We start from the raw sequence: 20,594 nt of genomic DNA, 5'->3' as shown, positions 1-20,594 counted from the left end.
ACAACTGTCGGCCCCGCTCGTGTCATAGCCCTTGCTCGATGGCTGCGATGTGCACAGTGGTCGGGCAACAGACGGCGTGGCGCTCATAACGGCCAACTTGTTCGCGCGGACTTGACGAGGCGTACCAACAGGTCGCCACTGGTGCATAGGTTGCGAAGCGCGCCGTCGACGGTGGCCTCCTTGGCGACGACAGCCACCACCCGCGGATCCAATCCCGCCCCTACCCGGATGAAGGTCCAGAATGGCCCTCCGGAGTTACCTGGCGTGAGGTCGGCGTTGGTTGCTACCAAGACCGCATCCTTCTCGCTGTCGAACTCGAATCCCGCGCATGAATTTTGGAAGAACGGCCTCCTGCCGCCGAAGACGCCCGGATAGCCGATGGTGGCGAAGTCGGCGAGGGCGGCCCAGTTGTTATCCCATTTCTGAGCGCCCATGCATCCGTTGCTCTGCCCGAGCGGCCGCGTCAGGCGGCCCACCATCTGGTCGAAGTGGGGCCCCGACGGGGTTGGGCGACGCAAGTCGCTGACGAACGACGACCCGAACGGCTCAGCTCCATCGAAGCCGGCCGGTACGAACTTCATCCACCACGATCCGTGGGAGATGCTGACATCAGGGCGCAAATGTCTTGCGGTGAGCAGCACCCGTTGCCCGACGAGTACCCCGGAACCCGACTTGCCGTCACTGTTGGTGACCAGTCCGGCACACCGCCACGGGTAACTGGTGTCCGTCAGCAGGCGACGGTCCTCCGGCGGAAACACATGCAGGTCTGTTACTTTCCACTGCTTGCCCCCGAATGTGTATTCGGTGGTAGCCGGCGCGTTGTATTGCGCGTAGTCCGGGTAGGCGACCATGGGGATGCCCTCGGGCCGGTAACCCTCGAGGCCGTCTTCCTCCACCGCCTCGAGTGCGCTGGGGTCGATGTCCTCGACGCTTCGGCCCATGTTCTCGGGTGCCACCACTTCGGCGGGATCGGGCACCGTTTCCTCGCCCGGCTTCGAGCCGAGTATCTCTTGCGCCTCATCGAAGGAGACCGGCTCATTTGACTGCGGCGTGCTCATGCTGTCCTCCTCGCGTGTTGCGGTGCACACACCGGTTTACGCGCTCACGATCCGATGGTGGGTACCGCGGGTGGTCAAGTGGGGGCCGGGACGCCGACACCGGGTTGGCCATCAGTTCACCTGCGCTGTGAGAGGTATCGAAGCAGCGCTATTTGAATAGGGACAAAGCCCCGATCTTGGTCACATTCGATCCTACCGCATGGCTGAAATAGCCGAAAATTCCTTCATTGCATTCCACGTACACCCAAGCACCCAAATTGAAGGTGTAGACCTTGCCCGGGTGCATTGTCCACAAGACCTCGTAAGGGTTCCCGACCTCGAAAGGGCCCTCCGGGTCGTAGAACTGATCGTACTCACCGTCACTGAGGCGCGAGCGCCAGATAGTTTCAGGCTTAGACGTGATCAATTCGCCGTCCGACAGGACGGTGAGTTCAGTGCCGCCCTCGGTGGTCGCATCTCCGCCTTGGAGCCCGGCCAGGCAAAACCATGAGCGATTCGTCCAAGTCAGTGCGCGCCCCAACACGTAGACATCGTTGGAAGATCCCAATGTTTCGGTAGTGAGTGCAACGCCGACTCCTGCATGAGCATTGATAAATGCGCCATCTTCTTTGACTTCCGCATTTATAGCCGCCACTCCGCTCTTGTCGGAGGTGTATGAAAGCCCGTACGTCCCGTGGGAATTGTCCCACTTCCAGTCGAAGTAGAAGGGCGGCTGGAAAAGCTTCGTCACTAGGCCAAATCTGAGCGCAGCCGCCTTGCTCAACTCGTCGGAATCGATCGCCGGCGGGATCGGCAACTCCAAACTTTCACTTTTCGCGGACTGCTCCTTGGCGGTCGTGTGCGACGTATATGCAGCTTGTCCGTCACTGCCGAAGAGTTTGCGGAAACTATCCTTCTTCGCCTCTCTGAGGAGCACCCTCTCCTGCTGCACGGCACGTCTGCGCTCCGCTGCCCGGTTGGATCGGTCGATCAGTGCCGCAATCGATTTATCGATTTCTCTCCGCATGTCATCCGACAGGTCGTCACTGTAATTCACGTCGACTTGGGTGAGCGATTGAAGCCCCATTTTCTCCTCCGAAATATCATTGGAATTCTCACTTCGCGAGCAGAATCGACATATTGCGGCCCAAGTCGAGCCGCCGCAGCGTGTCGATACCATTATTGTCCTACTTGTACCGAGCGTTGTCACGTTTGGTTCGCATATCGAAGTATCCGCCGAGAATCGGCGAGACCGAGTGACCTGGCGCTCAAACGCGCGCGTCTCCGGCGCGCGAACCGCGCACTACTGTGCAGACTCCGATCAGGATCGGTCGTCCCCCTCAAATGACCCGTTCATCTAATTCACCGGATGGGTCTTGTCTCCCGATTTCCGCCTGCTACACGACTAGGAGCCGGGCCTGTTACGTTCCATGTCAGATCAGTATGAGCGCGAGCGGAATTCGTTACATCCTGGAAGTGCTGACGGTTTATCGTCGTCCTGAGGCCGCATCCGCCATATCATCGCGGAGACGGCCGATCCCTTCCCAACTTCAACGAAATGATCTTGGTGGACCGAGATCCGGTCGAGCTGTGCGCCCCCAAAACACGCTCCCACCAGTGGTTTTCGTGCGGTATTGCTCTGCCTCTGCGGAAGGTCACTAAACACACCCTGCGGGCGCATTCAGTGACCTTCCGCAGAGGCAGAGCGACAGTTGGCATTTGGACTGGTGGGGGAGGGTTTTGGGGACGGATTGTGAACTAGTGGGTTGTTGACTGGACGAAGAGAGACCGGCACGGGGGGTGGTTGCGATATCTGGACAGGCTGCGGTGGGGAGACCGACACGAGGAGGACCGGCACCGGTCGCGTCGGCAGCGCCGTCGGTGGCAAGGATGATCCAGGCGACATCGGTGACTGCGAGAGTCCTCGTCAGGGTATGGCGTGCGGCAGCCGGATCTGCCGACGCGATCCAATAACCATTCGGCACGTTTCGGTAATTGCGCTGCGCTTCTTGATGTTTCACGAGCAGCGATCGGTGGTACGGATCGTTTCCGCTACCGGAGATGTAAGTCGGAACCTCAGGGACACCTGAAGGCCACGACTGATGCAACTCGTCGTGACACCAGGCGACCGCATGTCGAACCGCGATGGGGCGATATCGAGATTCGGAACATTCGTAACAGTGATGTGCGTGCCTGGGTCGCTCAGATGGTGGCCGATGGTGCGGGCGTGCCGATCATCGAGAACGCCGTCGGGATCCTGCGCATGATCCTCGAGACCGCGGTCGAGGATAGGCAGATACTCGGGAACCCTTGTGTCGGTGTAAAACTGCCGAGACAGCGGCACAAGCAGCGCGGCTATCTCACTCACGTGCAGGTCGAACTTCTTGCTCGGAACATCACAGAGAAGCCGACGGCCATAAGGTTCTTGGCCTACACCGGACTCCGGTGGGGCGAGATGGCTGCGCTCAAGGTTTCCAACTTCGACATGCTCCGCCGCCGCGTCAACGTCATCGAGGCTGTCGCAGAGGTCAAGGGCAAGCTGGTGTGGTCCACCGCGAAAACCTACGAGCGCCGGTCGGTGCCCTCACCGAAATTCCTTGCTGAGGACTTAGCCGGTCTGATGCGCGGCAAGGCGCGAGATGACCTGGTGTTCACATCTGTCGAGGGGCAGGTGCTTCGGGTCTCCACGTACCGCAAGCGCGTCTTCAATCCAGCGGTGAAGCGGATTCAGGAGGCCGAGCGGAAGCGGATAGCAGGTGCTGGAGCGAGGCAGCTGGCACGGGTTTTCCGAAGGTGACGCCACGGACCTCCGGCATACCGCTGCCTCGCTGGCGATCAGCGCGGGCGCCAATCCGAAGGCTGTTCAGTTGATGCTCGGGCATAAGTCCGCAGCCATGACACTGGACACCTATGCCGATCTGTTTCCTGATGATCTCGAGGTCGTCGCGGACCGATTGGATGAAGCCGCGCGGGCCGCAATCGAAGCTGCTGCGGACGAGCTGCGGACTGGCACCGACGGCCAACCAATCGAATAGTTCGAAATGAGCAAGGCCCCTGACCGGCGATGCTGGTCAGGGGCCTCTACGTGTCTCCACACACGAGTCGGGGTGACAGGATTTGAACCTGCGACCTCTTCGTCCCGAACGAAGCGCGCTACCAAGCTGCGCCACACCCCGTGAGTTGAGCCTGTCGTAGCTTACAGCAGGCTGGTCCAGAACATTAAATCCCCTGGTTATCGGGCGGGAAGCGGACGGATACTGGACAGGATGCGCTTGGCGGTTTCCTTGTCGACGGACTTGTCCACACCGGTGTCCGCGGCGACGGTCATGACGAAGTTCCCGTTCTCACTCGGGAAGGCGAAGGTGTAGACCGTGAACGTGGTCGCACAGCCGGGAGCCGGGGGCGGCGCGCTACCGGTGGTTTCGACGAAGGCGCCGTGGAGCTGACCGTCCAGGGACACCATCGGTTCGGCGGCCCCGGGAGTGCCGCCGGTGGAATGGGACCAGCCGAAGGTGGCCATCCGTTTCCCGATATCGGCGGCCGCCGCGGCCGGATCCGACTGTGGGGACATGGTGAGGAAGGCATTGGTGCGGGTGTAGTTCGGGCAGTAGTTCTTCCCGTCCTGGGTCAGCCCGGCGATTTCGAGCGGGTTCGAGCCGGAACCCCAGACCGCCGTGCTGACCGGGGCGGGCTTCCACTCCGCCGGTGCGTCGAAAGCCGCACCGCGGTCGAGGATCTGCACGACCTGATAGCCGGGGATCATCGGCGGCGGCGTCGCACCCGCGGGCGGCTTGGTCGCCGATTGCTGCGGTGGCGGGGAACTCGGTGCGGCGGAACTCGCTGGGGGAACGGCCTTCTCACTGCTCAGCGCGCTCACCATCGAGGGCTTTCCGGAGCCCGTGGTGGGCGTGGTTCCGGAGTTCCGGCCCGTCAGGAGCGCGACGGTGACGCCGACCGCTATCACCACGACGACACCGATCCCGGTGATCAGCAAAGCCTTTCGGCGCGGGGGCGGCGGCGGGTCGGCCGGAGGCCGACCGGTCTCGGGCAGCAGCGCGGTCGGCGGGGGCTGCATCGGACTCCAGGCCGACGGTTGCTGATCGCCCGCCCTCGGGTCCCACGGTCCGCCCGGCGCCGCATTCGGCGATGAGAGCGGCTGCTGCGGTGTGACATTCGACCCGAACGGCCCGCCGGCGGGCTGTGCGCCGAATGCCGTTGTGGGCGCGTCGGTTCCGCCGAAGCCCGATCCGAACGACGGCGCGCCGTAGGGTTGGGATGCGGCGCCGAACCCCTGAGCGGGATTCGGGCCGGATGTAGGTGCGCCGAATCCACTCCCTATCGGCCCGTGCGGTCCGGCGGCCGGAAACTCACCGGGAGCCGGGGCCTGCGGTCGTGACCACGGAGAAGAGCCCTGGGGTGCAGCCGGATTCGAGCGCGCGTCCGGCATCTGCCGAATCGCCTCGGTCGGCGCGGACTCCGTGTTGCCCGGTGGCGGGTTGGGCCCTCGCCTCGCGCCCGGGTCGTCGTGGCGCGGCTCGGACCCGCGCTGTTCGAACCCGCGTTGTCCGGACCCATTGCTCACCGTGCTCCCCTGCCTACTGTCGTGCCTCGGCAGGAACCCTAGCGCGCGACGGCCTCCGATTCGGACACGCCATGGCCACTGTCGGCAACGGGGCGCTCCGGCGGCGCGGCCACCAGCGTCAGCAACGTCGCCTCGGGACGGCAGCAGAAGCGGTACGGCGCCCACGGCGAGGTGCCGACGCCGGCCGAGACGTGCAGCCGAGTGTGCGCACCCCAGCGGGACGGGCCCTTCACCCGCGACCGGTCGATTCCGCAGTTGGTGACGAGCGCGCCGAATCCGGGCAGGCACAGCTGACCGCCGTGCGTATGCCCGGCCAGCACCAGGTCGTACCCGTCATCGGCGAACCGGTCCAGCACTCGCGGCTCCGGCGAATGCGTCAGTCCGATGCTCAGATCGGCCAGCGGGTTCGGCGTTCCCGCGACGGTGTCGTACCGATCGCGGGTCAGATGCGGATCGTCCACACCGGCGGTGGAGATCTTGATCCCGGCGACTTCGAGATCGCGGCGCACATGGGTGAGATCGAGCCAGCCGCGCTCGGTGAACGCCGCGCGCAGATCCTGCCACGGCAGCGGATCGCCGAGTACGCGCTTGTGATCCTTGTCGAAGTACTTCAGCGGGTTCTTCGGAACCGGTGCGAAGTAGTCGTTACTGCCGAAGACGAAGATGCCCGGTCGTGACAACAGCGCCGATAGCGACTGGACCACCGCCGGCACCGACTTCGGATGCGCGAGGTTGTCGCCGGTGTTGACCACCAGGTCGGGTTCCAGGGCGGCGAGTTCGCGGACCCATGCCTGTTTGAGCTTCTGGCCGGGCGTCATGTGCAGGTCGCTGATGTGCAGCACGCGCAGGCTCGACGAGCCCGGCTGCAGCACCGGCATCGTGGCCTCACGAAGGACGAAGGCATTGCGTTCGATCAGCGAGGCATAGCCGATTCCGGCCACTGCGGTACCGGCGGCCGCGGCGGCGACCTTAGCTCCGGAGCCCAGCGCTGCTCGTCGAAGTGCGGGGGACGAGAATACGGGCATCAGACCAGAATAGGCGACCACTGTGACGAATACCGAGTGTGATTCCGCACAGGCATCCGGTTTGTCGCGCGGTGCCGGGGTCCGACACGAGCGCGATCATGGTAAATGCGGTGGGAGCGTTCGCGCGCAGCGGCTACCGTGTGGCCCATGTCGGAACTCAAATCGAAGTTGCGCGCCGATCTGACCGCGGCCATGAAGGCCAAGGACGCATTGCGCCTGAATACGCTGCGCATGCTGTTGGCGGCGGTGCAGAACGCCGAGGTCGCCGGCTCCGAGGCCAAGGAGCTGACCGATGCCGAGGTGATCTCCGTCCTCGGCAAGGAGGCGAAGAAGCGCAATGAGGCGGCCGTGGTCTACGAACAGGCCGGTCGCGGTGAGTTGGCGGCCAACGAGCGGGCCGAGCAGGAGGTCATCGACGAATATCTGCCGACCCCGCTCACCGATGCGGAGGTCGCCGATCTCGCCGACACCGCCATCGCGGATGTGGCCGAACAGCTCGGCGAACGTCCTGGCATGAAGCAGATGGGCCAGGTCATGAAGATCGCGACGGCGCTGGCCGCCGGTCGCGCGGACGGTTCGCGGATCTCGGCGGCGGTGCGATCCCGGCTGTAGCTTCGGCAGAACAGCGGAAGGGCCGGCGAATGTTCGCACATTCGCCGGCCCTTCCTCGTCGCCGCGGTACGTCGCTACCGCGGCAGCGGTATCGGGATGGGTGGCAGTCGCGGCACCGGTATTCCGGGCAGCCCCGGCAGACCCGGCGGTGGCGCGGCCGGGCCGGGGCGCGGTATCTCGCGCTGCGTGCCGTCGCTGACGAATACCGTGATCACCGATCCGGGGATCGCCGAGCCGTTCGGTGTCGTCCCGGTGACCGTGCCCTTGGCGGCCGAGCCGGGTGAGGTCACCAGCGATACCTGGAATCCCGCGCCGATGAGCACCGACCGGGCCTCGGCTTCGGACATGTTGTTCACATCCGGGATCTGCGCGTTGTTCGAACCGCGCACGTATTTGTCGTCCGGCGGTGGCAGCACCGCGGGCGGGAATTTGTCGAGCGCCGGTTTGATACCGCTGAACCAGCTGCGCGCCGGCTCGTTACCGCCGTAGAGATTGCCGTCACCGCAGCTGCGCAGCGGGAACGAGCAGATCTCGCCGGGGGTGGGGGAGTCACCGTAGATGTAGCCGGCGCCGGCCATCGAATTGGTGAATCCGAGGAAGGCCGAGGAACGGTGCGTTTCGGTGGTTCCCGTTTTCGCCGAGACCGGAACGTTCCAGCCGGCCGCACGGGCCGATCCGGCCGCGGTGCCGCCGATGGCGTCCTGGCTCAGCGCGTTGGCCAGGGTATTGGCCAGCCCCGGTTCGACAACCTGCTCACAGGCCTGCTGGGTGAGCGGAACCTGCTTACCGTCGCGGTCGATCACCTCGGCGATCGGCGAGGGCGGGCACCATTTCCCGCCGGATGCGATCGTCGCCGCGACATTGGACAGCTCCAGCGGGTTGATCGCGACCGGGCCCAGTGTGAACGAGCCCAGATTCTGCTGCTTGATCATGTCGGCCAGGCTCTGATTGCCGTGGCCGGAGGTGCCCGCGTCGGCGTAGGAGCGCATTCCCAGCCGGATCGCCATGTCGACGGTCGGGGTCACGCCGACGTCCTGGATCAACTTCACGAACGCCGTATTCGGCGATTGTGCGAGCGCCTCGGTCACCGACATCGGCGATCGGTAATTTCCGGCGTTCTTCACGCAATAGGTGGCCGGTGGACAGCCGGCCGCACCACCGTTACCCATACCCTTGGCCGCGAAGAACGACGGCACATCCAGTTGTGCGCTGGTGCCGAGCCCCTTCTCCATCGCCGCGGCCGTGGTGAAGATCTTGAAAATCGAGCCCGCGCCGTCACCGACCATCGAATACGGCTGCGGCTGCACGGTTTGATGCGCGCCCTGATCCAGGCCGTAGGTGCGGCTCGAGGTCATCGCCAGAATGTGATGGGAGTCCTGGCCGGGAGCGATGATGCTCATGACCTCGGCGATATCTTCCAGGTTCGGGTCGGTCACCTGATTCACCGCGGCCTTGACCGAGTTCTGGACCGTCGGATCCAGTGTGGTGCGGATCAGATACCCGCCCTTGTCGATCTGATCCTTGCTGATTCCGGCATTGGCCAGATATTGCAGCGCGTAATCACAGAAATACCCGCGATCACCCGCGGCGATGCAGCCGCGCGGCAGGCCCTTCGGCTCGGGCAGCACATCCAGCGGCTGCTGCTTGGCGGCCCGGAATTCCTCGGCCCGGCTGGGAATGTTCTGGATCAGGGTGTCGAGGACGGTATTGCGCCGCTCCAGCACGCCCCTCGGATTGGTGTAGGGATTCAGCTTCGAGCTGGACTGGACCATACCGGCCAGCATCGCCGCCTGGCCGACCTTCAAATCCTTGGCGTCGACGCCGAAATAGGTCTGGGCGGCATCCTGAATTCCGTACGAACCGTTGCCGAACGGCACCAGGTTCAGATACCGGGTCAGGATCTCGTCCTTGGTGAGTTCTTTCTCCAGGGTCAGCGCCATGCGAATTTCGCGCAGCTTACGGGCGGGGGTGGTCTCGATCGCGGCGCGGCGTTCGGCATCGGTCTTGGCGACCACCAGCAATTGGAAGTTCTTCACGTACTGCTGGTCGATGGTCGAGGCGCCCTGCTGGACCTCACCGCTGGACGTGTTGGTCAGAAAGGCTCGCAGCGTGCCCTGCCAGTCGACGCCGCCGTGTTCGGCGAAACGCTTGTCCTCGATGGAGACGATCGACAGCTTCATGTCGTTGGCGATCTTGTCGCTCGGGACCTCGAAACGTCTCTGCTCGTAGAGCCAGGCGATGGGGGCTCCGGTGGCGTCGACCATCGTCGACACCGCGGGTGCGGTGCCCTCCACCAATTCCGAGGAAACGTTGTCCACGGCATCGGCGGCGCGGTTCGACATGTACCCGAAGCCGCCGGCGAGTGGGAACAACAATCCGGCGACGAGTACGGCCGCTAGGACGCAGGCGCCGGCGAGCCTCGCGAGCGTTTGTGAGATCGGCACGCGCCCCAGCCTAATTGGCCCGCCGTCACATGCGCGGTGCGCGGTCGGCGGCGCGCCATGGGGGCAGGTCACAACCACCCCGCAGGGACGGGCGTACCAGAAAATCCGGGCACGGTCTTGCGCTCGCCCCATACCTTTACCTAGATTGAGAACTCAGTGTGATAGAGCTAACACTCAAAGTGGAATGTGGTGCGGAGCGCAGCGGGGTTTGGGTTGCTGTGGGCTGCACGCGATTCCGGAGCGCCGTTGACCCGGTGTTCGGACTGCAAAGGGGCACACCAAATGCACATGACTACCCCCATCGCTCGATTGGACGTGGAGCAGGCCGAAGCGAGAATCGCCTGGGTGTCCCAGGCCCGATGCAAGGAAGTGGATCCCGACCAGTTGTTCGTCCGTGGTGCCGCCCAGCGCAAGGCGGCCACCATCTGCCGGCATTGCCCAGTGCTCATGGAGTGCGGTGCCGACGCCTTGGACAATCGGGTGGAATTCGGTGTGTGGGGCGGGATGACCGAGCGGCAGCGGCGTGCGCTGCTCAAGCAGCATCCCGAGGTGACCTCCTGGGCGGAGTTCTTCCGCCTGCAGCGTCAGCAGAAGGTCGCGATGTAGTCGACGAACCCATCGGTCCGAGCCCGCGATTGCGGGCTCGGACCGTTTTCGGCCGGTGACGTGCGGAATCGGGGCCGCACGTCCGGGTGCCGGACACCGGTAGGGACCGGAATCGGGGAATGAACGAAATCAGGCGGGAGATCCGGCGAGTTGGTCGCCGACCGCGCGCAACGCGTCCAGATCGGATACTTCGTACGGCAATGCGGTGACCGTGACGATCGGGACCCGCGGATGAGCGCCGGTGAAGCGGTGCAGAAGATGCTGTTCGCGTTGGGCGGTGACCGCGCGATGGGCGTGGATACGCAGGATATCGGCGGTCAGGGTCGCGGGGTCGGTGGCGGCGTCGGCCGCGGTGGTCTCCGCCGCGGTGCCGTCGGCACCACTGCCCGCCCCGGCGCTGAGCCGGTCCGCACCGGCGGTCGCCTGGGCCGGCGACAGCGCGCACAGCACCGGATGGGTGCGATTGAGCACCAGCCCGGCCAGCGGCATCTTGTCCGTGGACAGTCGATCCACGAAGAACGACGCCTCCCGCAGCGCATCCGGCTCCGCGGCCGCGACCACGAGGAAATGGGTGCCGGGCCGCGAGAGCATGGCGTACGTGCGCTCAGCGCGGTCCTGGAAGCCGCCGAACATCGATTCCAGTGACTGCAGGAACAGCGAGGCGTCCTTGAGCATCTGCCCGCCCACGATCGTCGACACCCCGCGCACGGCCAGGCTCATCGCGCCCGTCACGAAGCGGCCGACACCGCGCCCGGGCGCCATGATGACCCGGATCATCCGGCCGTTGAGAAAATTGCCCAGCCGTTTGGGCGCGTCGAGGAAATCCAGCGCATTGCGCGACGGGGGCGTGTCCACGACGACCAGATCCCAGTCCCGCTTGGCGACCAGTTGCCCCAGTTTCTCCATCGCCATGTACTCCTGTGTTCCACCGAAGGACGAGGCGACCGTTTGATAGAAGGGGTTGGCGAAGATCTGCTCGGCCTTGTCCGGGCTGGTGTGCTCGAGCACCATCTCGTCGAAGGTGCGCCGCATGTTCAGCATCATGGCGAACAGTTCGCCCCTGGCCGTCTCGGGCAGTTGCACCCGTTGCGGGGCGTTGCCGAGGTCGCTGACCCCGAGCGACTGCGCCAGCCGCCGCGCTGGATCGATGGTGAGTACGACGACCTTGCGGCCCTGTTCGGCCGCGCGCAGTGCGAGTGCCGCCGCGGTGGTGGTCTTACCGACCCCGCCGGAGCCGCAGCACACCACGACCCGGGCCGTCGGATCGGCGATGATCGCCTCGATATCCAGTTCCGGGGTGGCGGGAGGAACCAGCGCGCTCGGATGACTCATCAGCGGACTCCCTGCGCGCTCAGATGTTCGGCCAATTCGTACAGCCCGCCCAGATCCATTCCGTCGGGCAGGGCGGGCAGATACAGCCTGCTGATATCGACCTTCGCCAGTTCCGCGGAGCTGTCGTCCTGTGCCTGCAGGGTGGCCGAATGCTCCACCGCTTCCCGGATCAGGCCCTGGAAGTCGTTGTCGTCCAGGGTGATCCCGGCCTCGGCCAGGCCGGCGCGGACCGTGGCCGGATCCAGCTCGCCGTTGGCGACCCGGGCGCGCACGGGGGCGGGGAGGAATCCCTCGGTGGCGCGGTTGACGATGACGGTTCCGATGCGGAAGTCGGATTCGGTCAATTCCGCGATCGCGTCCGCGGTCTCCTGGACCGGCAGCGCCTCGAGCAGGGTCACCAGATGGACGATGGTCTGCTCGGAATGCAGCAGCGCGGCCACCCCCTCGGCCTGGCCCGCGATGGGGCCGCCCTTGGCGACCTCGGCCATGGCCTTGGTGACGTCGAGAAATCCGGCGATCCGGCCGGTCGGCGGCGCGTCGATCACGATCTCGTCGTAGACGGTGCGCCCGGATCTATCGGTGCGGACCGCGCATTCCTTGATCTTGCCGGTGAGGATCACATCTCGCAGACCCGGCGCGATCGTGGTGACGAATTCGATGGCACCCATCCGGCGCATCGCCCGGCCCGCGAAGCCGAGGTTGTAGAACATGTCGAGATACTCGAGGAAGGCGTGCTCGATATCGAGCGCCAGCGCCATCACCTCGCCGCCGCCGTCGGCGGTCGCGATCTTGGTTTCGGTGGGCGGCAGCGGGGGCAGATCGAACAATTGGGCAATCGACTGGCGGCCCTCCACCTCGACCAGCAGTACCCGGCGGCCACCGGCGGCCAAAGCGAGCGCCAAAGCGCCTGCGACCGTAGATTTTCCGGTCCCACCCTTGCCGGACACATAATGCAGCCGCGCTTTGTCGGCCCGGTCCGGCCACCCTAATTTCAGTCCCGGCTCTTGCGAAACGGGTACTGCTGTCGGTACTCCCACGCTCGCGAGCCTATAACCCGTTACGAAACAGCGACCAGAGGATCGGCCTACTGTCTGGTACGACACAGCGGACTTCCGTCCGGGCCCGAATTGTGCTGATCGCCGTCATCCGGGGGCGGGCGAGTCCCTCGGCCGCACGGTCCCGGTGGCATCCGCACCAGTACGCTTCTGCGACATGAGCGATGTGACGGTCTGGGAATACGCGACGGTGCCGCTGTTGACGCATGCGACCAAACAGATTCTGGATCAGTGGGGTGCCGACGGCTGGGAGCTGGTCACGGTGCTGCCGGGGCCGACCGGCGAACAGCACGTGGCATACCTGAAGCGGCCCAAGCAGTGACGGCGGGCACCGGCTGGCGCGCCAATCTCGACCGGCTCGGGCTGACCCTGCCGCCGGTCGCGGCTCCGGCGGGCGCCTACATTCCGGCGATCCGTTCCGGTTCGATGGTCTACACCGCCGGTCAGTTGCCGTTCGTGGACGGTGCGCTGTCGGCGACCGGCAAGGTCGGCGCGGACGTGGGAATCGAGGAGGCCGCGCGGGCCGCCGGACTGTGCGCGCTGAACGCGCTGGCCGCCGTGCACGATCTGGTCGGCCTCGACGCGGTGGTGCAGATCGTCAAGGTGGTCGGCTTCGTCGCCTCCGCACCGGGTTTCACCGATCAGCCACTGGTGATCAACGGCGCGTCCGAGCTGCTGGGCGAGGTTTTCGGCACCGCCGGGGTGCACGCGCGCTCGGCGGTCGGGGTCGCCGAGCTGCCGAAGGGAACTCCGGTCGAGGTCGAGCTCATCGCCGAGATTCGGGGTTGAATGGGGAGATGACTGATGGCCGCTTGACCGTCATATCCGGATTACCGGAGGTGGCAGCTGATTGCGCAAGTACACGTCGCGGAGAGGCGGAGCAGCACTCATGACTCCGAGTCATCCCGCGTACGGGCAGCTGCGACCGGTCACCGAGACCGCGTCGGTACTGCTGGCCGACAATCCGAACCAGATGACGCTCGAGGGCACCAACACCTGGATTCTGCGTGTCCCGGGTCGATCCGACTGCGTGGTGATCGATCCGGGGCCGAAGGACAAGGCACACAGTGAGGCGATCGCCAGGGAGACGGGCGGAAATATCGCGCTGACGCTGATCACCCACCACCATCACGACCACACCGGTGGTATCGAACGGCTGGTGAAACTCACCGGAACGCCGGTGCGGGCGATGGACCCCGGATATGTGTCCGGCTCCTCGGATCCGCTGGCCGACGGTGAGATCGTGGAGGCCGCCGGATTACGTCTCACCGTGATCGGCACACCGGGCCATACCCGGGATTCGGTGAGTGTCCTGCTCGACGACGCGATCGTCACCGGCGACACCGTGCTCGGCAGCGGCACCACCGTCCTGGAATCGCGCGACGACGCCCTCGGCGACTATCTCGCCTCCCTGGACCGGCTCGCCGAGCTGGCCCCGGGCCGTGCCCTGCTACCGGCACACGGCCCCGATCACCCCCAGGCCGAACCGGTGATCAACTACTACATCCAGCACCGGCAGCAGCGCTTGGAGCAGGTCCGGGCAGCACTGCGCGAGCTGGGCGCGGACGCGTCGCCGATGAAGGTCGTGGCCCGCGTCTACGCCGATGTGGACAAACGACTGTGGCCGGCCGCGCGCAGTTCGGTCCAGGCGCAGCTGGCCTACCTGCGGGGCCGGAACTAGCCGGATGCGCCGAAGCGCGGTGGGAGATCCCTACCGCGCTCGGCGAGCCAGACGCTCCGAATCGGAGATCAGGACGCTCTTGCCCTCGAGCCGGAGCCAACCGCGATGGGCGAAGTCGGCCAGGGCCTTGTTCACCGTCTCGCGCGAGGCGCCGACCAGCTGGGCGATCTCCTCCTGAGTGAGGTCGTGCGTCACCCGGAGCGCACCCGCCTCCTGTGTGCCGAACCGCTGTGCGAGTTGCAGCAGCGCCTTGGCGACACGGCCGGGGACGTCGGTGAAGATCAGATCGGCCAGGTTGTTGTTGGTGCGCCGCAAGCGGCGGGCGAGCACCCGCAGCAACTGTTCGGCGATCTCCGGGCGCTGATCGATCCACGCCTTCAGCGCATCGCGATCCATGGTCACCGCCCGCACCTCGGTCACCGTGGTGGCCGTGGACGTACGCGGACCCGGGTCGAAGATCGACAGCTCGCCGAACATATCCGACGGACCCATGATGGTCAGCAGATTCTCGCGCCCGTCCGGGGACCGACGGCCGATCTTCACCTTGCCCGATGTGATGATGTACAGCCGATCGCCGGGCTCGCCCTCATTGAAGATGACATGGCCGCGGGGGAAATCCACGGGCTGAAGCTGTTTGGCGAGAGCAGCCACCGCGGTGGGCTCGACGCCTTGGAAGATGCCTGCTCTGGCGAGGGCCTCGTCCACGAATGTGCTCCTTATGGGAATTGACGGTGCTTACTGCGGCGTCAGCGGGCTCCTACGTGTTACGCAGACTGCCGCCTGGCTCGTCGCTATCGCCACAGCTCTGGACCGAAGCTTTCGGCCGACAGTGCAGTCTACTTGCCATCCGCGCAGCGTAGTGACAGACACCACGTAACGTGCGGTTTGTGAACGGGCGCGGTGCCGCGAAAAGTTCCCGGGTCCGGATATCCGCCGGTCGGCGGCGGTACCGGCTCAGCTGGCCTGGGCGACGTCCAATTCGTCACGGTTGCGGCGGCGGCCGCCGGAGCCCGCGTGTGCCGGTACGCCCAATTTCGCGAGCTCGTTGACCTCGGCATTGCTGGCCCTGTCCAGATATTGCTGGACCTCTTCACCCGGTTCGAGCAGCTTGCGCAGCCGGTTCTCGACGCGTTCCATCAACAGTGCGAACAGCATCAACAACACCGGGAAGAGCACCACAGCGAGTCCTTGCATACGGGTGAGTAAACACGGAGAAGGTCTCAGATGGAACACGGGAAGAGTTCGCGAACGCGCTCACGTCGGTGCGGTTCCGTATGGTGGACGCGTGCGTGAACCCAGATCCAGCGCCGTGAACGGGCATAACTCGGCCACGACGGCCACCACTGCGGCGTCGGTCACAAAAGTCGAATCGAGTTCTTCGACCGGGACCAAATCTTCGCGCGCGAACTCGAAACCGGCCGCGCGTTTCGCGGGAGAGACCCGTCTGGGCCTGGTCCGCCGTGCACGCCGGATGAATCGGACACTGGCGGTTGCCTTTCCCGATGCGCACTGCGAACTGGATTTCACCACTCCACTCGAATTGGCCGTCGCCACAATCCTTTCCGCCCAGTGCACCGATGTCCGGGTAAATCAGACAACTCCGGCACTATTCGCGCGGTATCGCGATGCCAAGGGCTACGCCGAGGCCGACCGCACCGAACTCGAGGAATACATCCGGCCCACGGGATTTTTCCGCAACAAGGCGAATTCGCTCATCGGGCTGGGGCAGGCACTGCTGGAGCAGCACGACGGTGTGCTGCCGGGAACTCTGGCCGAATTGGTGAAGTTGCCCGGTATCGGTCGTAAGACCGCCAATGTCATCCTCGGCAACGCCTTCGATGTGCCGGGAATCACCGTCGATACGCACTTCTCCCGGCTCGTACAGCGCTGGCAGTGGACCACCGCCGACGATCCGGTCAAGATCGAGCACGCCGTCGGTGAGCTGATCGAACGCAAGGAATGGACGATGCTGTCGCACCGGGTGATCTTCCACGGTCGCCGGGTCTGTCATGCCCGGAAGCCGGCCTGCGGCGTCTGCATTCTGGCCAAGGACTGTCCGTCGTTCGGCATCGGTCCCACCGAGCCGACGACGGCCGCCGCGCTGGTGAAGGGGCCGGAGGCCGAGCATCTGCTCGAATTGGTGGGCCGGTGAGATCCATACCCGCGGCATGGCGGTGGGCATTCGTAGTTCTGATCGCAGTGGTGGCCCTGGCGGTGGCTGTCTGGCCGCGTGGCGAGCACAGCACGCCGTCGGTGACGGCAACCGCGGTGCAGGGTGGCCCCCAGGCGGCCTCCGATGGCCAGCGCGCCGCCGCCGCCCTGGCCGCGTGCCCGACCGGGGAGCCGAGCACGGAACCGCCCGCCCCGGCCTCGGGACCGCTGGCCGGGATCACCCTCGAGTGCCTGGCTGACGGCCGGCCGATGGATCTGGCCGCGGCCTTGGCGGGCCGGCCGGCCCTGCTGAATCTGTGGGCCTACTGGTGTGAACCGTGCGCCCGCGAACTGCCGGCCCTGCAGCAGTACGCGGCCCGGGCCGATGCGGTGCCGGTGCTGACCGTGCACAGCAGCCCCGATGAGGGCAAGGCCCTGGCCCGCCTCCGCGATCTCGGTGTACACCTGCCCGGCGTGCAGGACGGCGACGGAAAGGTGCGCGCGGTGCTGAACGTCCCGCCGGTCCTCCCGATTTCGGTGCTCGTTCGCGCCGACGGATCGATCGCCAAGGTGCTGGTGCAGCGGCCGTTCGAATCCGCCGACGACATCGCCGCCGCGGTCACCGCGGGGCTGGGAGCCACCTCGTGAGCGGTGCTGAACAGGTGCTGATCGCCGACGATATTCCGGAGTGGTTGCGCGGGGTGGCCGAACACGAGCCTGCCGATCCGAGGGGTGTCAATCAGGTCATCCACCGCACCGCCGCCGCTCTGGCCTCCGCCGCGCTGCGGCCCCGGGAGGCCGCGGTTCTCGTGTTGTTCGGCGGGTCGCCCGATGCCGATCCGGCGGCCCGCGGCGGCCTGCCCGGCGATGCCGATGTGCTGCTGACCCAGCGCGCCGCGACGCTGCGCCAGCATCGGGGCCAGGTGGCCTTCCCCGGCGGCGGAGTGGAACCGGGTGACGAGGGACCGATCGGTACCGCGCTGCGCGAGGCCCGAGAGGAGACCGGCCTCGAGCCCGGTGGGGTGGAACCGTTCGCGGTGCTGCCCAAGATCTTCGTCCCGCCCTCGCGGTTCGACGTGACGCCCGTGGTCGCCTACTGGCGGACTCCGGGGGAGGTCCGGGTGGTCAGTGAGACCGAGGCCGCTCGGGTGGTCCGGGTGCCGCTGGCGGACCTGATCGACCCGGCCAACCGGTTCGTCGTACGCCATCCGCTGGGGTATATGGGTCCCGCCTTCGCGGTGGATGGCATGCTCGTCTGGGGTTTCACCGCCGGTGTTCTCGCCGGCCTGCTCGCGGTATCGGGATGGGAGCGGGACTGGGATCACCACGATGTGCGTGATCTGCAGACTTCGCTCGCGGCAGTGGGGATGACGTTATGAGTAGTTCCGGGTGGCTCGACCTCGCGGTCATCATCATCGCGCTGCTTGCTGCCTCCTCCGGCTGGCGGCAGGGCGCGGTAGCGTCGGCGCTCGGATTTCTCGGCGTGGTGCTCGGCGCGGTCGCCGGCATCCTGATCGCGCCGCACATCCTGCAGCACATCAGCGAGGGCCGGAAACGGGTGCTGGTCGGCGTGGTGCTGATCGTCGCCCTGGTGGTCGTGGGTGAGGTCGCGGGCATGGTGCTGGGCCGCGCCGCCCGTAGCGGTATGCGCCACCCCTTCACCCGCAGTGTCGACAGTGTCGTGGGCGCGGCGCTGCAGTGTGTCGCGGTGATGGTCACCGCGTGGCTGCTGGCCCTGCCGCTGGCCTCGTCCTCGCAGCCCGGTATCGCGGCGGCGGTCAACGGCTCGCGGGTACTGGCCGATGTCAATCAGGTCGCCCCGAACTGGTTGCGCCGGGTGCCCAACGAGTTCTCCAAACTGCTCAACACCTCGGGCCTGCCGGAGGTCATCGGGCCGTTCGGCCGCGCGCCGATCGCCGCGGTCGAGCCGCCGGATCCCAGCGTGCTCGATACGCCGGTCGCACTGAACCTGCAGCACAGCGTATTGCGGATCAACGGTGTCGCGCCCAGTTGCCAGCGGGCGCTGGAGGGCTCGGGCTTCGTGGTCGCGCCGGAGCGCATCATGACCAACGCCCACGTGGTCGCCGGTACCTCCACCGTGCAGGTGGACACCGCGCGGGGCCGGCTCGATGCCACGGTCGTGCTGTTCGATCCCTCCAAGGATGTCGCGATCCTGGCGGTGCCCGGACTCAACGCCCCGGTGATTCCGCTGGCACAGGGCGCGGGTAAATCCGGTGAGAGTGCCATCGTGCTCGGCTATCCGGGTGGCGGCCCCTACACCGCCAGCGCCGCCCGGCTACGCGAGACACTCGAACTGACCGGTCCCGACATCTACAAGAGCAGCACCGTCGAACGTCAGGTCTACACCGTTCGCGGCCGGGTCCGCGCCGGCAACTCCGGTGGCCCGCTGGTCGACACCGACGGGCAGGTACTCGGTGTGGTCTTCGGCGCGGCGGTCACCGATGACGACACCGGCTATGTCCTCACCCTGAAAGAGGTCGAGTCCGATCTGGAGGCCGCGGAGAATTCGACCGCACCGGTCGGCACGGGCGATTGCGTATTGAGCTGAGCCGTGGCTCAGACGCGCTGGGCGGTCGCCGGATCGCCCAGCAGCTTCGCCAGTTCGGCGGTGACCGCCTCCGGATTCTCCTGATGCGCGAAATGCCCCGCATCCGGAATCCGCACCAAGCGCCGATCCGGTGACAACCGCCGCGCACCGCGCACGGTCGACTCGAGCATGTAGCGGTCGAATTCGCCGTGCAGGATCAGGGTCGGAACGCGAACCGGCTCCCGCATCGAGGACAGAAAACGGCGGCCGTCGGGACGCCACTGGCTGCGGAAGGCCCAGCGCTGATATTCCAGCGCACAGTGGGCCGCACCGGAGATCCGGATCGCCGAGCGCATGCGCTGCACAGTGTCGACGAACTCCGCGGTGCCCGCCCAGCGCGGATCGACCCGATCGCGAACCAGCCGTTCGATTTCGAATCCTCCCTGTCGCGTGAGCAACTGCTCGCCGTAGCGCGGCAGCTGGTAGCGCAGGAAATTCGGCAGATAGGCCGCGCGCTGGTGCCGATCGCGCAGGATCGCCCGCTTCAATGCCACCGGATGCGGGGAGGCGATCAGCGCGATCGAGCGCACCACCCGTGGATGCAGCACCGCGGTGGCCCAGCACACCAGACCGCCTTCGGCATGGCCGACGAGCGTGGCATCGCTGTGCCCGAGCGCGCGTACGAGTCCGGCGATATCTCCGGCCAGCGTCCAGCCGTCGTACCCGCGCGGTGGTTTGTCGGAATCACCGTAACCGCGCAGATCGACGGCGACCGCGCGGTAACCGGCCTCGGTCAGTCCGGTCAGCTGATGCCGCCACGACCACCAGAAATCGCCGAAGCCGTGCAGCAGGACCACCAGGGGCCGCGCGGGATCACCCGCATCGTCCCCCGCGCCCTCGGCGATATGGAAGCGGATGCCGTTGGCGTGCACATCGCGATGCGTCCACGGTCCGTCGAAACGGACGCTGGACGGATCGGGAAGCGAATTCGACGACACGCCGAAAGCGTAATAGCCGCGTCAGGCAGTCGGCTTGTCGGCCGCGCCGTCGGTGTGCGATCCGAAGCCGTGCGGCAGCACCGACCGGGTCTCCTTCAGTGATTCGATGGTCTTCGCCGGCGCCCGCAGCTTGCGTACCTTCAGATAACCCAGCAGGCCCAGCAGGACGACCACGACGATCATCAGCGCGAAGACGATCAGGAACGCCGCCCACCGGTACAGCCACACATCCAGCAGTTCGGCGAGGAAGAAGAAAAAGAAGAACGACGAGAACAGCAGCACCGTCAGCGCGCCGATGAAGAAGACGCTGCCCTGCAGCCCCTTCTTGATCTCGCCGGTCACCTCGGCTTTCGCCAGTTCCACCTCGGCGCGGACCAGTGTCGACATCTGCTCGGTGGCGTCGCGCACCAGATCACCCACGCTGGCGTTCGCGGTGGTATCGACCTCGGACAGCGGAATCGAGGTGATGGTCCGATTACGGCCCGAATCGTGCCCGTTACCGCCGTTTGTGACGCTCAATTGC

At 66.0% G+C, this 20,594-nt stretch carries 22 protein-coding genes and 1 tRNA gene; 11 read left to right on the top strand and 12 right to left on the bottom strand.

Going from position 1 to position 20,594, the window contains the following annotated elements:
* Window positions 1-83: 83 nt before the first annotated feature.
* A complete protein-coding gene (locus tag LKD76_RS30400; protein ID WP_227984828.1) occupies window positions 84-1,058 on the bottom strand; it encodes a trypsin-like serine peptidase in 975 nt (324 codons plus the stop codon).
* A gap of 148 nt (window positions 1,059-1,206) precedes the next feature.
* Window positions 1,207-2,124, bottom strand: a complete 918-nt coding sequence (locus LKD76_RS30395; RefSeq protein ID WP_227984826.1) for a hypothetical protein — start codon at window positions 2,122-2,124, stop codon at window positions 1,207-1,209.
* Between the two features lie 1,140 nt (window positions 2,125-3,264).
* Between LKD76_RS30395 and LKD76_RS30390 the strand changes: the two genes are divergently transcribed.
* Both LKD76_RS30390 and LKD76_RS32025 read left to right on the top strand, forming a co-directional pair.
* Window positions 3,265-3,834, top strand: coding sequence for a tyrosine-type recombinase/integrase (locus LKD76_RS30390; protein WP_308188603.1), 570 nt, complete (start codon window positions 3,265-3,267; stop codon window positions 3,832-3,834).
* Entirely contained in the window at window positions 3,794-4,072 is a 279-nt protein-coding gene (locus LKD76_RS32025; protein ID WP_308188602.1) for a tyrosine-type recombinase/integrase, read from the top strand. The genes LKD76_RS30390 and LKD76_RS32025 overlap by 41 nt, the downstream gene beginning before the upstream one ends.
* Before the next feature lie 67 nt (window positions 4,073-4,139).
* On the opposite strand, the gene LKD76_RS30385 is transcribed toward LKD76_RS32025, so the two are convergent.
* The 3 genes from LKD76_RS30385 to LKD76_RS30375 form a co-directional block, all read right to left on the bottom strand.
* A tRNA-Pro gene (locus LKD76_RS30385) sits at window positions 4,140-4,213 on the bottom strand.
* A 56-nt stretch (window positions 4,214-4,269) separates the two neighbouring features.
* On the bottom strand, window positions 4,270-5,112 hold the full coding sequence (locus LKD76_RS30380; protein WP_227984824.1) for a DUF8017 domain-containing protein: 843 nt from the start codon (window positions 5,110-5,112) through the stop codon (window positions 4,270-4,272).
* A 545-nt stretch (window positions 5,113-5,657) separates the two neighbouring features.
* The gene (locus LKD76_RS30375; protein ID WP_227984822.1) at window positions 5,658-6,644 is read right to left on the bottom strand and encodes a metallophosphoesterase; all 987 of its coding nucleotides are present in this window, start codon (window positions 6,642-6,644) and stop codon (window positions 5,658-5,660) included.
* A 147-nt stretch (window positions 6,645-6,791) separates the two neighbouring features.
* Between LKD76_RS30375 and LKD76_RS30370 the strand changes: the two genes are divergently transcribed.
* Window positions 6,792-7,256: a GatB/YqeY domain-containing protein gene (locus tag LKD76_RS30370; protein WP_227984820.1), complete on the top strand. Its 465-nt coding sequence runs from the start codon at window positions 6,792-6,794 to the stop codon at window positions 7,254-7,256.
* Between the two features lie 74 nt (window positions 7,257-7,330).
* On the opposite strand, the gene LKD76_RS30365 is transcribed toward LKD76_RS30370, so the two are convergent.
* Complete coding sequence (locus LKD76_RS30365; protein WP_227984818.1) at window positions 7,331-9,700, bottom strand: penicillin-binding protein; 2,370 nt, start codon at window positions 9,698-9,700, stop codon at window positions 7,331-7,333.
* 282 nt (window positions 9,701-9,982) lie between these two features.
* Between LKD76_RS30365 and LKD76_RS30360 the strand changes: the two genes are divergently transcribed.
* Window positions 9,983-10,306 carry a WhiB family transcriptional regulator gene (locus tag LKD76_RS30360; RefSeq protein WP_305082773.1) on the top strand — a complete coding sequence of 108 codons (324 nt, stop codon included), beginning with the start codon at window positions 9,983-9,985 and terminating at the stop codon, window positions 10,304-10,306.
* Between the two features lie 129 nt (window positions 10,307-10,435).
* On the opposite strand, the gene bagB is transcribed toward LKD76_RS30360, so the two are convergent.
* Both bagB and bagA read right to left on the bottom strand, forming a co-directional pair.
* Window positions 10,436-11,638, bottom strand: coding sequence for an ATPase BagB (gene bagB, locus LKD76_RS30355; protein WP_227984815.1), 1,203 nt, complete (start codon window positions 11,636-11,638; stop codon window positions 10,436-10,438).
* Window positions 11,638-12,675: an ATPase BagA gene (bagA, locus tag LKD76_RS30350; RefSeq protein ID WP_227984813.1), complete on the bottom strand. Its 1,038-nt coding sequence runs from the start codon at window positions 12,673-12,675 to the stop codon at window positions 11,638-11,640. The genes bagB and bagA overlap by 1 nt, the downstream gene beginning before the upstream one ends.
* Window positions 12,676-12,850: 175 nt before the next feature.
* Here bagA and sp36 point away from each other — a divergent pair, with 175 nt between their 5' ends.
* The 3 genes from sp36 (at window position 12,851) to LKD76_RS30335 (ending at window position 14,374) form a co-directional block, all read left to right on the top strand.
* Entirely contained in the window at window positions 12,851-13,015 is a 165-nt protein-coding gene (sp36, locus tag LKD76_RS30345; RefSeq protein WP_085997207.1) for a Sp36 family protein, read from the top strand.
* The gene (locus LKD76_RS30340) at window positions 13,012-13,482 is read left to right on the top strand and encodes a RidA family protein (protein WP_227984811.1); all 471 of its coding nucleotides are present in this window, start codon (window positions 13,012-13,014) and stop codon (window positions 13,480-13,482) included. Before sp36 ends, LKD76_RS30340 begins: the two co-directional genes overlap by 4 nt.
* Before the next feature lie 100 nt (window positions 13,483-13,582).
* The gene (locus tag LKD76_RS30335) at window positions 13,583-14,374 is read left to right on the top strand and encodes an MBL fold metallo-hydrolase (RefSeq protein WP_227984810.1); all 792 of its coding nucleotides are present in this window, start codon (window positions 13,583-13,585) and stop codon (window positions 14,372-14,374) included.
* A gap of 30 nt (window positions 14,375-14,404) precedes the next feature.
* Here LKD76_RS30335 and LKD76_RS30330 read toward each other — a convergent pair whose 3' ends face one another.
* Together LKD76_RS30330 and LKD76_RS30325 are read right to left on the bottom strand one after the other, a co-directional pair.
* Window positions 14,405-15,079 carry a Crp/Fnr family transcriptional regulator gene (locus tag LKD76_RS30330; RefSeq protein ID WP_019044571.1) on the bottom strand — a complete coding sequence of 225 codons (675 nt, stop codon included), beginning with the start codon at window positions 15,077-15,079 and terminating at the stop codon, window positions 14,405-14,407.
* 249 nt (window positions 15,080-15,328) lie between these two features.
* Window positions 15,329-15,568 (bottom strand): hypothetical protein, encoded by a 240-nt coding sequence (locus LKD76_RS30325; RefSeq protein ID WP_227984808.1) that lies wholly within the window; start codon window positions 15,566-15,568, stop codon window positions 15,329-15,331.
* 277 nt (window positions 15,569-15,845) lie between these two features.
* Between LKD76_RS30325 and nth the strand changes: the two genes are divergently transcribed.
* From nth to LKD76_RS30305, 4 genes are read left to right on the top strand one after another with little or no spacing between them, the layout of a single operon-like run.
* The gene (nth, locus tag LKD76_RS30320; protein WP_227984806.1) at window positions 15,846-16,526 is read left to right on the top strand and encodes an endonuclease III; all 681 of its coding nucleotides are present in this window, start codon (window positions 15,846-15,848) and stop codon (window positions 16,524-16,526) included.
* Window positions 16,527-16,531: 5 nt separating this feature from the next.
* Complete coding sequence (locus LKD76_RS30315) at window positions 16,532-17,173, top strand: TlpA family protein disulfide reductase (RefSeq protein ID WP_227985481.1); 642 nt, start codon at window positions 16,532-16,534, stop codon at window positions 17,171-17,173.
* Window positions 17,170-17,904: an NUDIX hydrolase gene (locus LKD76_RS30310; RefSeq protein WP_227984805.1), complete on the top strand. Its 735-nt coding sequence runs from the start codon at window positions 17,170-17,172 to the stop codon at window positions 17,902-17,904. The genes LKD76_RS30315 and LKD76_RS30310 overlap by 4 nt, the downstream gene beginning before the upstream one ends.
* The gene (locus LKD76_RS30305) at window positions 17,901-19,094 is read left to right on the top strand and encodes a MarP family serine protease (RefSeq protein WP_227984803.1); all 1,194 of its coding nucleotides are present in this window, start codon (window positions 17,901-17,903) and stop codon (window positions 19,092-19,094) included. Before LKD76_RS30310 ends, LKD76_RS30305 begins: the two co-directional genes overlap by 4 nt.
* Before the next feature lie 8 nt (window positions 19,095-19,102).
* Here the strand turns inward: LKD76_RS30305 and LKD76_RS30300 are convergent, their stop codons facing one another.
* Together LKD76_RS30300 and LKD76_RS30295 are read right to left on the bottom strand one after the other, a co-directional pair.
* Entirely contained in the window at window positions 19,103-20,071 is a 969-nt protein-coding gene (locus LKD76_RS30300) for an alpha/beta fold hydrolase (RefSeq protein WP_227984802.1), read from the bottom strand.
* Between the two features lie 21 nt (window positions 20,072-20,092).
* The gene (locus LKD76_RS30295) at window positions 20,093-20,590 is read right to left on the bottom strand and encodes a phage holin family protein (RefSeq protein ID WP_227984800.1); all 498 of its coding nucleotides are present in this window, start codon (window positions 20,588-20,590) and stop codon (window positions 20,093-20,095) included.
* Window positions 20,591-20,594 lie beyond the last annotated feature (4 nt).

Source organism: Nocardia spumae, assembly GCF_020733635.1.
GTDB classification, from domain to species: domain Bacteria; phylum Actinomycetota; class Actinomycetes; order Mycobacteriales; family Mycobacteriaceae; genus Nocardia; species Nocardia spumae.
The sequence above is the reverse complement of the archived record's forward strand: the minus strand, read 5'-3'. Positions and strand labels throughout refer to the sequence as shown.

Excerpts from the sequence above, each read along its gene's own strand:
- LKD76_RS30400 (WP_227984828.1), bottom strand. The coding sequence starts at position 1,058 with ATGAGCACGCCGCAGTCAAATGAGCCGGTCTCCTTCGATGAGGCGCAA.
- LKD76_RS30370 (WP_227984820.1), top strand. The coding sequence starts at position 6,792 with ATGTCGGAACTCAAATCGAAGTTGCGCGCCGATCTGACCGCGGCCATG.
- LKD76_RS30375 (WP_227984822.1), bottom strand. The coding sequence starts at position 6,644 with ATGCCCGTATTCTCGTCCCCCGCACTTCGACGAGCAGCGCTGGGCTCC.
- LKD76_RS30395 (WP_227984826.1), bottom strand. The coding sequence starts at position 2,124 with ATGGGGCTTCAATCGCTCACCCAAGTCGACGTGAATTACAGTGACGAC.
- bagB (WP_227984815.1), bottom strand. The coding sequence starts at position 11,638 with ATGAGTCATCCGAGCGCGCTGGTTCCTCCCGCCACCCCGGAACTGGAT.
- sp36 (WP_085997207.1), top strand. The coding sequence starts at position 12,851 with ATGAGCGATGTGACGGTCTGGGAATACGCGACGGTGCCGCTGTTGACG.
- LKD76_RS30335 (WP_227984810.1), top strand. The coding sequence starts at position 13,583 with ATGACTCCGAGTCATCCCGCGTACGGGCAGCTGCGACCGGTCACCGAG.
- nth (WP_227984806.1), top strand. The coding sequence starts at position 15,846 with ATGAATCGGACACTGGCGGTTGCCTTTCCCGATGCGCACTGCGAACTG.
- LKD76_RS30305 (WP_227984803.1), top strand. The coding sequence starts at position 17,901 with ATGAGTAGTTCCGGGTGGCTCGACCTCGCGGTCATCATCATCGCGCTG.
- LKD76_RS30380 (WP_227984824.1), bottom strand. The coding sequence starts at position 5,112 with ATGCAGCCCCCGCCGACCGCGCTGCTGCCCGAGACCGGTCGGCCTCCG.
- LKD76_RS30360 (WP_305082773.1), top strand. The coding sequence starts at position 9,983 with ATGCACATGACTACCCCCATCGCTCGATTGGACGTGGAGCAGGCCGAA.
- LKD76_RS30325 (WP_227984808.1), bottom strand. The coding sequence starts at position 15,568 with ATGCAAGGACTCGCTGTGGTGCTCTTCCCGGTGTTGTTGATGCTGTTC.